Origin of the sequence: Flagellimonas baculiformis, assembly GCF_033441575.1 — a bacterium.
GTDB lineage: Bacteria > Bacteroidota > Bacteroidia > Flavobacteriales > Flavobacteriaceae > Flagellimonas > Flagellimonas baculiformis.
Window position 1 is genome coordinate 409573 of record NZ_JAUZVW010000001.1, and the last position, 13166, is coordinate 422738.

A 13166-nucleotide genomic window follows, 5' to 3' on the forward strand; every position below is an offset into this window, starting at 1 on the left:
ATTCTACAGTTTGATCACCGTTCCCTTCTTGTCCAGTGCAATTTCGTAAGCGCCACGCACTTTTGGATATGGCAGTTCCGCCTCACCATCTATCCGTAAATAGGCATTGGGAGTATGGGTTGTGCTTGCCCCTAGCGTAAGGGTGACCTCACCAGTGCTTTCATTGTAGGCCACTTTTTCAAATGATCCTGCATCCAAGGTAAGCCAAAGCTTTTTGGGAGCGATGAAGATTTTTGACCGTGCCGCTGTGGTCAGTTCCATTTCCACGACGTTCCCTTTTTGGGACAAATTGCCCCCAAAGGCCAACCATCCCATATCCTCATCCTTGACCAGATAGGACGAAGTGTTCACGGCATAGCCATAGAAACCAGAACCATAATCCCCTGAAATCCCATCTATTTTGAGGGTAGATGGATAGGAATGAAAGGCCGCCGGGCCAAATCCGTCTTGGGTGATGTTGGAAATTCCCCCCAAAAGTCCACCGTAGCCCACTTTCAATAGGTACAGGTCGTCCGGTTTTTTTCGGAAATGGCTCAACACCGGAATGGCGTTCAACGATGACCCATAATGATGGATCTGACGTTCCACACGGGAAGTTTCCCCTGCCTTGCCACCGTACAGGAAATCCCAATATCTTCTGGCATTGCCATTATAGCCCCAATGGGGCATGGTGGGCATATAGGCCAAAATGGCACTCAGGGTCACCATCGCTTTTCGGTCATATCCAAAATAATTGGACCACATATAGACTTCCTCCTGTCCTGTGGAATCCCAGGGCATTTCACTACCAAAGGGATAATCCAATGCCTTCCAGTGGTCCGCTCTTTCCTTCATCCGTTTTTCCAAATCGGTGGCCATTTCGGTGAGCCCTTCATTTTTCAAATCTTCCAAGATAAAAAGGAACACAGAACCTTCCATTTGTCCAAACTGGGCATAGTACGGTGCCTGCTCTACCATGGCCACACTGGTATGGTAGGCATTTTCCAAATACCAATCCCAGGACCTATTGTCCACCAACCCTTGATGGTATCGGGACAGGCGGTACATGACCCAATAGGCAGCCGCTACGTGGGGATAGTTGTAAGATCTACCGGGGTCGTTGGCATGCTTGTGGTCCCAGGCTGCCCAGGTCTTGTAGTTAATTTTGTCACTGTAGGTGCCTTGGGGCAGTGAATCGGGCTCGTAGTAGTACATGCTCTTTTTTACGCCGTACTTATGGGGACCTTCGTTGTACTGTATGCCTCCCCAAAGGGTCTCATCCACAAATCCCTGCAACTTTTGGATCTCTTTTCTGTTGGGCTGTACCAATTGCTTCATGATGGCGGCCAACCAACTTCCGGCACCACCTTCATCGCTCAATCCACTGATCCAGACCCTTCCGTCCTGTACCACCTGCTCTTTTTTCTCATAATCATACGTGATGGCTGATGGATTCCTTCCAAAGGGATCGTTGGGGTCATCAAACCATTGTTCCGTGGTCAAGAAATGTCCAAAATCCTTGATGACCTCTGTTTCCGGTTTGATGGTCTTGTAGTTGATGGTCTGCTCCACACCATCGGCATAGGTCAGGGTAAGCCTTGCCCGGCCCCATTTTTTTCCTTGGACACGATATTTCTTTTTCCCTGATGGGGTTTTTCCATCCTCTTTGACCTCCAGGGAACCTTTAGGTTCAACCTGAAAAGAAGCCACTTCGCTTTTGTAATCAACGAACAATTGGCCCTCCACATCTTGGGGCAACACATAACCCGGAACCCCTACGGCCACTGGGTGTTCTTGCTTCACCAAGGTCTCCCGGATGTTCTTGATACCTTCGGACAGCACAAACTTCAAGGAAAAGTTTTTGGTCTCCTTGGGTTGAAGGATGAGCGAGGTGGGGTTGTTCCACTGCTCCACCCCCTGCCATTCCTTTTCCGCATAGGCTTTGCTATGGGCCATCCACTCATGAAAGCCTTCAAAAACGATGCTCTTGGGTGTGGGGTCGTCCAATAAGGGTCGGTAAGCTTCAAAACCCATGTTCTCCTTGGGCAGTACCAAAAGTGCGGGACCTCTTCCACTCAGTCGTTTCACTTCCAGATAGCCCGCATCCTTTCCGATATAGGGGTCAAAAAATACGTTTTGCGCATGGGTCTCCGTCAATGATTTGCCTTCAAGAATATTGTTGAAGATCATCGGGATGCCCAATGCCCCAATTTCCACAGCTGCATTTTGCTTGTTGGTGATCTCAAAGCGCATGACCAGTTGATCATGGTCCAATTCATAATACCTTTTTACCGAAACGGGGATGTCACTGGGCAAGGTATTGGCCAAATCGGCAGCGGCAAGAATGGTGCCCGTTGCTTCCAAAGGAGTTATTTCTGCGCGATGGGTAGCGGTGGAATACGATTTCCATGCGCCGTTGGCATCCTTTATCCGAAGGTTGATGTCGCCCAAATGATAAAGGCTGTCCTTGTCCCTGATCTCGAGGCGCTCCCCGGGAGTAAAGTCAAAATAAGGTTCGCTATTGGGCCTGAGGGCGGCAACGGTCTGTGAGGCCTTTACCAATTTCAACTGAAAATCAGGGGTGTTGAATTTCTGATACACATCGGCAATGCCCAAGGTCGATTCCCTGCTCTCCACCCTGCTCCAATAGGTCCGTTGTGCTTGTAGCCCGGATAGGATGGCCAAACAACATACCAAAGCCAATCCATATTTTTTATACTTCATCTCCATTACGATCCGATTTTATTTCAAGGTTACATCCAAATACACCGAGTGGCGACCATAAGTTTCATAGAACGGTTTGAAGACCACTCCGTCAATTATAAATTCCAAGGTTTTGGGGTCACCTTGGATGGTCTTACCAATATCATTGGCATCCAAGGTCACTTTACGCCAATCGTTCCTGGCTTCAGGTTCTTGGGCCACCAATAGGATGGGGCCATAAAATAGACTGGCAATGTTCTGTTGGTCCATTACAGGGTCCAAATGGAACTGGAACGGCATTTGAACATCCACAATGTCACCGTCCTTCCATTTGCGGCTCAAGGTAAGGTACGTACCCGGTTGGGCGACTATTTTTTCTTCCTTGCCGTTCACTTTTACAAGAAAACCTTTGGTCGCCCATTGCGGTACCCGAAGGTTCAGGTCAAATTTACCCTTGCCTTTGATGATCAATTGGGTTTGGTCCGCTTTCGGGAAAGCTGTTTTCTGCTGAACGGTGATATTTTTCTCTTCCCATTTTAACGTGGAAGGCACATAAAGGTTCACATACAGGGCGTTCGCATACAAACTTTTGAAATAAATGGAGTTCTGGAGCTTGGTGCTGCTCTCCAAAGCGGTGCCGTTGCAACAAGTAAAGCCACTCATATCGGCATTCCCGAATCTTTTTGCGGAACCGGGCCTCAACGATATGTGATAGGTGTTGGCCGGACTATCCTCGGCGACGGAGGCAAGGATATGGTTGTAGAGTCCACGTTCATAATAGTCCATCAACTCGGTCCGCTGGTCAAACAAGAAGAGGTTTTTGGTGAGTTTCAACATATTGTAGGTGGCACAGGTCTCATTTTGTCCTCCTGCTGAAAAACCATTCGCGTACAGTGTGGCGGGTTGGGCAATAAAGCATTCCGCATTGGTGGGATTCCTGGCCCCGGCCACGCCCCCAATACTGTACATGTAATCGTTCTTGGCCTTGTACCAGAAATTATCGGCCACACGATAATATTCGGGCGATTCCGAATCGCGATAGATTTCGAGCGCGCCCATGATCTGGGGGATGTGCTGATTGGCATGCCGCCCTCGGAACGAATCCACATTTTTGGCCAATCCGTGGGAATGTCCTGCATCACCAAAGAACATTTTGATGTTGTCGAACAATTGGGCGACCTTCAGGTAGCGTGGTTCATCGGTGATCCTGTCCAAACGGGCCATGGCCTCGTTCATGCCCCCAAACTCCCCGGCAATATAGGTGTTCCACATACTGATCAGGGTATCTGTGGGCACTTGGCTCAATCGGGCATATACCCAATCGCCCATTCCCTTGGCAATTTCAAGGGCCTTCGCATTTCCGCTGACCTCATAAATATCCATCAACCCGGCCAAAATCTTGTGCAATGTGTAATAAGGTGCCCAAACTTGGGTAGGCTGGGTACCGTAGGTGGCCCCTTTTTCCAACATGATGAACTGATCGGGCGGATAGGCACTGATGAACCCTTTTCCCCAATTCCAGTAATCTGTCCGAATGCCGTTTTCACTAATATCGGAATCATAGGCAGACTTGCCTGGTCCCGGTGGGACCGCCGTTGGGTCGGCGACATGCTCTCCTCCTGCTTTGGTGGGCTGTCCGGACATTTGGGACAATTGGTAGAGTACTTCCACCATATAGTCCATCTTATCGGCAAAATTGGCCTGCAATTCCTTGTCATAACCGGTACTGGCATAGGCCTGGGCAATGGCAGTAAGGTAATGGCCCGTGGCATGCCCCCTCAATTTGGTCTCTTGACTGTCCCAGACCCCCAATGGCTTTGCGCCTTCCGGTTGCTCCTGCCCAAAGGCATTTCGGAACATATAGAGAAAATTATCAGGGTTGGTCTGCGTAAGCGTGTTGATGAATTTGTCCCTGTTCTCGATAAACTTTGTCTGTTGGCCATTGGCGTCGGCATCCAAGGACACCTCATCCAATCCGAATACCTCCAGTTTGCGGCTGGGTGTGCCCATTTCTTTGCCTGATTTTACCGTGACCTTGGCCTTGGGCTGAAAATCCGTGCCCGCCACTTGGCCGGTAACCTCGTAGGTCCCTGTCTGCAACACCTGGGTGTTGTCGGTTGGGGATGGCCACAATACCCTTACTTTTGGGCCTTTGACGCCATTGCGGTAGGTGCCTTGGACATAACGAGGCAATCTGGGTAGATGGCCCACTTCGGTCTCCACTTCAATATTGGATACCCCGGTGAGGTAGGTATTGTACAATTGGGGGGTTCCCGCTTCAAATTGTGGTAAGTTGTCCTCTGGCCTTTCCCTTCTTGCGGTCCCCTCTCCCCCTCTTAGGGCGATGTAACGGATCCTACCTATTTGATCTTCGCTCAAAGGAATTCGATATAACCTAAAATCATGGATCTTGGCATCGAGATAGGGGTTGTTGGAGGTTATCGACCTTCCCAAATAGAGCAGGTTCTCGTGGGCGAACAGTTCATCCAGTTCCATGTCCATATTTTCGGTTTTCGCTACCTGTTCCCCATTGATGAAGACATCCATGGATTTGGAGGGAATATCCAGCACTATGGCCAAGTGCACCCATTCGCCCAATTCAATTTTTGGGTTTGTCACAAGGGCCGTGAACTGTTCCTTGCCCTCTTTTACGATCTGTGCTTGATATCCCTCTTTGCCTTGGATTCCCGAAGGGGCCACAAAAAAATGTGTCCTGTCGTCCTTCCCAAAATCAAAAAGATACTGGCCTGCTTGCATGGACTTGAAGTTGACCCATGCGGATATACTGAGTGATTCTTCTCCTTCCACGGCCTCGCCAGGAATGGAAATGTATGACTTGCCATCCGCTGAGAGGGAAAGTACCTTGCCAAATTTTTCATCATCCTCAAACTTGGCATTGGTGCCATATACCCTTGCATTCAGATTGTTCCTGGACCAATCCTTGGCATCCCCATTGAAAATATACCGGGCAATCATCCCTGTCTCTCCAATCCCATCCAATATCTGGTTGCCGCTTTGCGCTTGTAAACCGTTCAGGCCCAAAGCAACAAAACTCAAAAATGCACAAATGAATAACTTAGCTAGTTTCATGATAAAATCGTTTCCCTCTATTTAAAATTAATTGGTTTTCTGACCGTAAATGGCTTCCCATGATGGTGGGTCCACTCCCATCAAGTGTTTCACAAAAAAGTCCTTGCGTTTGCGTTCCCCAAAATCCCCTCCGGAAGAATGGCCCATTCCGGGTATGGTGACCAATTCAAAATCCTTGTTGGCCTTGATCAGCGCATTGGCAAACTGCATGGTGCTGGCGGGATCTACATTGTCGTCCACCTCGCCCAATATGAGCATCAGGTTACCGCCCATCCGATCTGCATTTTCCACATTGGAACTGGCTGCGTAATGGGGACCGATGGGATAGCCCATAAACTGTTCGTTCCACCAGATCTTGTCCATTCTGTTGTCATGGCATCCACAGGAAGAGACCGCCACGTCATAAAAATCCGAATTGAAGACCAAGGCTGCTGCCGCATTCTGCCCCCCGGCCGAAGTTCCGAAAATCCCCACTTTATCGGCATCCATGTAGGGGTATTTTTTTGCGGCTTCCTTGATCCATATTTTCCGATCGGGGAAACCGCCATCTTTCAAGTTCTGCCAACAGATGTCGTGAAAGGCCTTGGATCGGTTGGAAGTGCCCATCCCATCGATCTGCACCACAATAAAGCCCAACTCGGCCAAGGAGGACATGGACCAATAATAGGCCCTGAAATCTTTGGGCACAAAGGAACTGTGGGGACCTGCGTAAATATATTCAATGACCGGATAGGTCTTGTTGGGATCAAAGGAAGTTGGCCTGATGATGATGCCCCAAATATCGGTGATACCGTCCCTTCCCTTTGTCGTGAAAACTTCGGGTGCGATCCATCCTTCTTTCAGCAAAGCGGAATGGTCTGCCTTTTGCAACTGCATGATGGTCTTGCCTTTTTTTGATGATTTCAAAAGGGTCACTGGCGGTGCATCCACCCTGGAATATCGATCCACATAATAGGCAAAATCCTCGGAGAAGGTGACCTCATGGTTGGCATTTTCCACCGTGAATCGGGTAAGGTTCTTTCCATCAAACCCCACCTTGAAATAGTGGATGAAATAGGGGTCTTGGTCTTTATCGACCCCACTGGCGGTAAAATAGACCTCCCTTTTCTCTTCATCCACATGGACGACTTGCCGTACGACCCATTCCCCTTTGGTAAGCTGTCTTTTTACCTGCCCTGTCTTTCCATCGTAGAGGTAAATGTGGTTCCACCCGTCCCGTTCGGACGTCCAAATGATCTCTTTGCCATCCGCCACATCGTATCGGTACTTTTTACTGCTGTAGTCAATGAAGGTGTCACTGGTCTCGTTCACCAAAACTTTCAGGTTCCCCGTCAAAGCATCCACCTCGATCACTTTATAGGCCTGATGGCCGCGTTGGTTGAACTCGAAGGAGAAGGCACGGCTGTCCTCCCTCCAATCGATTCGGTTCAGGCCAAATTGATGGTTGAACTCGTCCGTGGGGATAGGGATGTGCTTTTTGGAGTCCACCAAGAACAATTGCGGGCTCTTGAAGGGAAGTTCATCCCCCGGTTTCAAATAGTCCCTGGATTGCAACTTGGGCTGGAACTGATCTGCTGGACTGGATTCCACAAAATATATTTTACGGTCATCGCCCGGACGCACTTTGTAGGCCATGATCTTTTTCCCATCAGGTGACCATTTGATATAGCTCGAATAGAAAAAACCGGGCGCCCCGTCATAACTCAGGCGGGTTTCCTCTTCGGTCTCATTGTTCTTGATGTACAGGTTGCTGTTTTTGATAAATGCGGTCATCGTAGAGTCTGGCGACATCACGGGCGGGTTGGTCGTTTCATCGAACCTGCTACCCCAATACCCCTTGTTTCGATCTCTATCCTTTGGATTTGCATCAATAATGGTCAGCGTGTTGCTGCTTGGGCGGTATGCAACCTTCTTCTTGTCAAAAATGAACTTGATCTCATCCATGACGGCATCAAACTCCAGTTCAGTAATGTCGATTTGGTCCGCATCGATTTCTTTATCAAATGTTTCGGACAACAATTTGGCCAAAGCTACATGGTCAAAACATTGTTGCTGGGTCTCAGCGGAAGGATCTACCCAGAGGTATTCCTTTCCTTTGGACGTATTGTTCACATACCACAGCAACCCATTTTCCAACCAATGAAAACTGGAAGGTGAGTTGATGACCTTGTCCCGAAACAGGGAATCCAGGGCAATCGCCTTTTTATATTCCGCTAAAGTCCCTTGGGCAAATGCTGCTCCCGAAGTTATAAGTATAAAAAATACACTTATTTTTTTGACAAAAGATTCCATAGTATACATAAGGCTAAAACTAGAGATAATCTCCAATTGTCCATCAGTTCATATTACCTGATACTGATACTATATTACCCTAATCATCTGTTTCGACACAAAAAAAGATATAATTGAACAGGATTCCAAAGAGGACAATGAAATATGGGTCTTGCTTGTTGCCGATATGTTGACCTAAGGTAATTATTTGAATCTGTCGGGCGAAAGTGGAGTTAAATCAACCGAAGTTTTTGTTCCAGAGATTTCCTGGGCCACCAACTTGCCCGTAATTGGCCCCAAACTCCATCCCATCATGGCATGTCCAGATGCGATGACAAGATTGTTGTACTTGGAGGTTTTTCCAATATATGGCAATCCATCTGGGGATACGGGTCTCAATCCTGACGTCGCTTTATCCTTCTCTGCTTGCAGTATTTCAACATTTTGGTAATGGGCCTTTACTGCCTTGGCAAGGGCCTCCACCCGTTCTTTTTGTATGGTATCGTTGTTGCCGGAGAATTCCATCGTGCCGGCAAAACGCGTAAAACCGTCCATTGGGGTGATGGCCATCCGGGCATCCACCAAAATGGTCGGCAATGTGATTCCGGTGGGGCGTTCCACATCCATGCTATATCCCTTCCCTCCTTGAATGGGAACATTCAGCCCTAAAGCGGCAGCCAACTTCGACGTCCAGCTGCCACAGGCCAGTACAAATTCATCGGCCTCATAAACTGTGTTCTGGGCTTTCATGGCCGTTATTTTTTTGCCCTCAACAGTGACCTCCTCTACCTTTTGTCCCGTCCTGAACCGCACGCCCTGCAACTGCAACCAATCCTTTAGTTGCTGCATGAAATGGTGAGGGGTCATGTGGGCATCACAGGTATAATGCACCGCTCCTTTTACTTGGTCCGAGAAGCCCGGTTGGATCTCATGCAACGCTTCTTTGGAAAGTACCGAGACATCCAGTCCTTTCTGTATGGCCTGTTCGGCCACTTCGTGCTCCTCTTCTTCAGCCTTGTTCGAACAGTACGCCATCAGCACCCCTTTTCTTTCGTAATGGAAGTCAAAATGCTGAGCGGATCGTATTTCTTCATACAAATCCCTACTCTTCAGGTTGAGTTCCATGATAACGGGTATCGCTTTTTTCACCTTTGTTGCAGTGGCCGATTTCTTAAACAAAAGGGCCCATCTGAAGAATTCCATGTCCCACCTGGGTTTGATGTAGAACGGACTGGAACTGTCCAGCATCCATTTGAGACCCTGGGTGATGATGCCTGGGGCAGCCAAGGGTATAAAATGGCTCGGGGTGATGTATCCTGCATTGATGTAGGAGGCCCCACTGGTCATATCGGTCTGGTCCAACACCGTTACCTCATACCCTTCCTTTACCAAATAATAGGCACTAAAAAGTCCGGAGATGCCTCCCCCCACAACGATCACTTTCTTCATTTTGGTACGATTTATAACACTTGGAACCCGTGTGCATAGGGGTCGTCATCATCTATGATGATGTTGTTGTATCCGGTGACTTGGGCCCATCCTTGGATACTGGGCACAATGGCTTTTTTGTCTGCCAGTGTGGTCTCCTTCATCACCTTCCCGACAAACTTGCTGCCGATAAAGCTTTCATGGATGAAAGGTTCCCCCATTTTCAATTTTCCCTTGGCATGCAACTGGGCCATTCGTGCCGAGGTCCCTGTTCCACAAGGGGAGCGGTCTATCGCCTTGTCCCCATAAAAAACGGCATTTCTTCCGGATGATGTCGGGTCGATGGGGTCTCCCGTCCAGAGCATGTGGCTCACATCGCGAATGGTACTGTTTTCTGGATGGATGAACCTATCTGGGTATTTTTCGTTGATCCTTTGTCGCACCACTTGGGAGTATTGGATGATCTGCCCCGCAGAAAAATGGTGCACTCCCTTGAAGTTTTGTTGGGGATCCACAATGGCATAGTAATTTCCACCATAGGCCACATCAAAAGTAATCTCTCCCAATTCCGGACATTCCACGGTCAGGTTTTCGGCGGCCAAATAGGATTTCACATTGACCAAGCGCACCCAATCCACTTTTTTTCCAGTCTGTTGGTATTCGATTTCCACCAATCCGGCCGGCGCTTCCATCCGTATCTTTCCAGGTACTTTGGGAGCGATCAATCCTTCTTCAATCGCCACGGTGATGGTCCCAATGGTCCCGTGCCCGCACATGGGCAAACAGCCAGAAGTCTCGATAAAAAGGATGGCGAAATCATTTTCGGGTTCATGGGGCGGGAACAGAATGCTCCCGCTCATCATGTCATGTCCCCTGGGCTCAAACATTAACCCTTTTCTTATCCAGTCATATTCCTTTAGGAAATGCTGTCTTTTTTCACTCATATTGGCCCCTAAAAGATTGGGACCGCCTCCTGCCACAACCCTAACCGGATTGCCACAGGTATGTGCGTCAACACAAAAAAAAGTTTTTCTTGCCACTAGCAGCTCTTTAAAAAAACCATCCTATTTTAAGCAATCAATTTGCGACTATTATCCCTTGAGGTGTTCCGGCAACAATGACTGCGGAAAGGACTGATAACTCACAGGCCTCACCCATCTTTTAATGGCATGTATGCCCACCGCCGTGAACCTCGAATCCGTTGAGGCCGGATAAGGCCCGCCATGTTGCATGGACGGACAGACTTCAACTCCTGTCGGAACTCCGTTATAGATGATCCTACCTACCCTGTTCTGAAGGGCGTCCACAATCTCTGCCAAATCCAAGGTATCATCCTCCTCTGCAATCAGGGTCCCTGTCAATTGTCCTTCCAATCCTTCTATGATCTGAAGGAGTTCAGCTTCGTCCTTGCACTGGACCACCATGGAAAAAGGTCCAAAAACTTCTTGGTGCAATTTGGGATTGGCCAAAAACTCGGTTCCCGATACCGTTGCCACCACAGAGGCCGCATAATTGGGCTCCAATGTTCCTTGCACTTTTCCAACAACTTGAACCCCACCCTGGGAAGTCACATCCGCACCTTTTTTGTCATATCCACTTTTGATGTTGGGGTGCAGCATGCACTGTGGATCCAAAGCGATGGTCTCTTTGGCGAGTTCGTTTACAAAATGCTCCGTATTGCCATCCTTTACCGTCAACAATAGACCGGGATTGGTACAGAACTGCCCGGTTCCCAAAGTGATGGAACCAGCGTATGTCTTGGCAATTTCCCCCGCTCTTTTGGATAGGGCGCTGGGGGTGATGATAACTGGGTTGATACTTCCCATTTCCGCAAATACCGGAATGGGTTCTTCCCTTTTTGCCGCCAAATCGAACAAGGCTCTTCCCCCGCCGATACTACCCGTGAATCCCACTGCTTTTACCTTGGGATGACTCACTAGATCCACCCCGGCCTGAATGCCTCCATTGATACTGGAGAACACCCCTTTGGGCATCCCGGTCTTTTCGGCCGCTTTTACAATGGCAGAAGCCACAAGTTCTGATGTGCCAGCATGCATGGGGTGCGATTTCACAATTACGGGGCAACCAGCGGCCAAGGCACTGGCGGTATCACCACCCGCTGTGGAATAGGCCAATGGGAAGTTACTGGCCCCAAATACGGCCACAGGTCCCAAGGGAATCATTGTTTTTCTCAGGTCATCCTTTGGCAATGGTTTTCTGTCCGGTTGGGCGGCATCGAAGGTGTTTTCCCTCCAATCGTCGTTGGCGACCAGTTCGGCAAAGGTCCTCAACTGGAACACAGTCCTGCCCCTTTCCCCTACTGCCCTTCCTTCGGGCAATCCGGATTCCATGGTGTAGGTGTCCACCAATTCTTGGTCCAGAGCCAAGATTTCATCGGCAATGGTATTCAAAAAAGCTGCGCGTTTTGCCCCCGGCAGCTTTCTGTATGTTTTGAAGGCGTCCCATGCCGCAGAAACGGCCTCCTCTATTTCTTCTTTTGTGGCCTCCACAAAAGTAGTTGGGTTTTCACTGTTCAATTTGGGATTGATGGTCTTGAACTCCACGTTTCCCTTTCCGCTAAAATCTCCTGCTATACAGTTTTTACCTGTAATCATACTACACTTTTAAGATGTTTATATTCTGGGAGCACAGGCCTATTTTTCATGGCCGTTTCAATTACTTTGATCACCCGCTCCCTTTCTTTTCCTTGCAAGGGCAATCTTGGGGGCCTTACGTTTTCGGTCCCTATTCCTGTGGCCACTTCGGCCAATTTGATGTTCTGTACCAATTGGGGGCTGATGTCCAGTTCCAACAATGGCATGAACCATCTGTATATGTCGAGTGCCTCGTTGATCTTTCCTGCCTTTACCAATTCGTAGATGGCAACGGTTTCCGCTGGATAGGCACAGACCAATCCGGCCACCCAGCCATCGGCACCGATCACCAAGCTTTCCAGACCAAGGGTGTCCACACCAGTGAATATCTTCAAGCGGTCTCCAAAGCGGTTTCTCAACCTGATGACGTTGGTGATGTCCCTTGTGGATTCTTTGATGGCCTGAATGTTATTGCACTCCAACAATTCTTCCATCATATCCAAAGTTACCTCTATTTTATAATCCACAGGGTTGTTGTAGATCATGATGGGCAGGGAAGTGCTGTTCGCTATGGCCTTAAAATACGTCACAGTTTCGTAATCGGTGGCCTTGTAACGCATCGGTGGTAGGATCATTAGCCCTTGTGCGCCCACTTTTTCTGCATGCTGCGCTACGGCAACGGCCTCTTTGGTGCTCTGCTCAGCAATGTTGATGATCACGGGGATCTTGCCCGCAACTATTTCCAGGGAGGCTTTTATCAGGGTTTCCTTTTCTTCCTTGGTAAGGGTGCTCGCCTCTCCCAAGGTACCCCCCAAAATGATCCCATGGACCCCTGCTTCCACTTGGGCCCTTATATTTTTCTCAAACATGGCAAGGTCCAATTTGTCCTCACTTGTAAATTTTGTCGTTACAGCAGGCATAACGCCTTCCCATTGTATCATAATGTTAGTATTTTGATTGCAAAAATAAAAGACAGCATTGCAAGAATTCGCCTATTTATTAGCCTTTTGTTATACTATATTGACAGAAAAATAGGATTTAATCTTTCCAATCGGCAAAGTTTAGTTACAAAATCGATTCCGTTACCAAGTAAAAATAATG

Annotated in this window: 7 protein-coding genes; all 7 read right to left on the reverse strand. The window is 48.5% G+C overall.

What is annotated here, in order from left to right; all coding sequences use genetic code 11:
* Positions 1-3: 3 nt before the first annotated feature.
* On the reverse strand, positions 4-2709 hold the full coding sequence (locus SD450_RS01830) for a DUF5695 domain-containing protein (RefSeq protein WP_318342952.1): 2706 nt from the start codon (positions 2707-2709) through the stop codon (positions 4-6).
* Positions 2710-2721: 12 nt separating this feature from the next.
* Positions 2722-5772 carry a beta-L-arabinofuranosidase domain-containing protein gene (locus tag SD450_RS01835; RefSeq protein ID WP_318342953.1) on the reverse strand — a complete coding sequence of 1017 codons (3051 nt, stop codon included), beginning with the start codon at positions 5770-5772 and terminating at the stop codon, positions 2722-2724.
* 27 nt (positions 5773-5799) lie between these two features.
* Complete coding sequence (locus SD450_RS01840) at positions 5800-8064, reverse strand: S9 family peptidase (protein ID WP_318342954.1); 2265 nt, start codon at positions 8062-8064, stop codon at positions 5800-5802.
* Positions 8065-8247: 183 nt separating this feature from the next.
* Positions 8248-9492 (reverse strand): NAD(P)/FAD-dependent oxidoreductase, encoded by a 1245-nt coding sequence (locus SD450_RS01845; protein ID WP_318342955.1) that lies wholly within the window; start codon positions 9490-9492, stop codon positions 8248-8250.
* Between the two features lie 11 nt (positions 9493-9503).
* Complete coding sequence (locus tag SD450_RS01850) at positions 9504-10511, reverse strand: 4-hydroxyproline epimerase (protein ID WP_318342956.1); 1008 nt, start codon at positions 10509-10511, stop codon at positions 9504-9506.
* Positions 10512-10562: 51 nt separating this feature from the next.
* Positions 10563-12086, reverse strand: coding sequence for an aldehyde dehydrogenase (NADP(+)) (locus tag SD450_RS01855; protein WP_318342957.1), 1524 nt, complete (start codon positions 12084-12086; stop codon positions 10563-10565).
* On the reverse strand, positions 12083-13009 hold the full coding sequence (locus tag SD450_RS01860) for a dihydrodipicolinate synthase family protein (protein WP_318343089.1): 927 nt from the start codon (positions 13007-13009) through the stop codon (positions 12083-12085). Before SD450_RS01860 ends, SD450_RS01855 begins: the two co-directional genes overlap by 4 nt.
* Between the last annotated feature and the right edge of the window lie 157 nt (positions 13010-13166).

What these genes read in the sequence shown, in the direction of transcription:
- SD450_RS01830 (WP_318342952.1), bottom strand. Translation starts at nt 2,709, where the DNA reads ATGGAGATGAAGTATAAAAAATATGGATTGGCTTTGGTATGTTGTTTG.
- SD450_RS01835 (WP_318342953.1), bottom strand. Translation starts at nt 5,772, where the DNA reads ATGAAACTAGCTAAGTTATTCATTTGTGCATTTTTGAGTTTTGTTGCT.
- SD450_RS01840 (WP_318342954.1), bottom strand. Translation starts at nt 8,064, where the DNA reads ATGGAATCTTTTGTCAAAAAAATAAGTGTATTTTTTATACTTATAACT.
- SD450_RS01845 (WP_318342955.1), bottom strand. Translation starts at nt 9,492, where the DNA reads ATGAAGAAAGTGATCGTTGTGGGGGGAGGCATCTCCGGACTTTTTAGT.
- SD450_RS01855 (WP_318342957.1), bottom strand. Translation starts at nt 12,086, where the DNA reads ATGATTACAGGTAAAAACTGTATAGCAGGAGATTTTAGCGGAAAGGGA.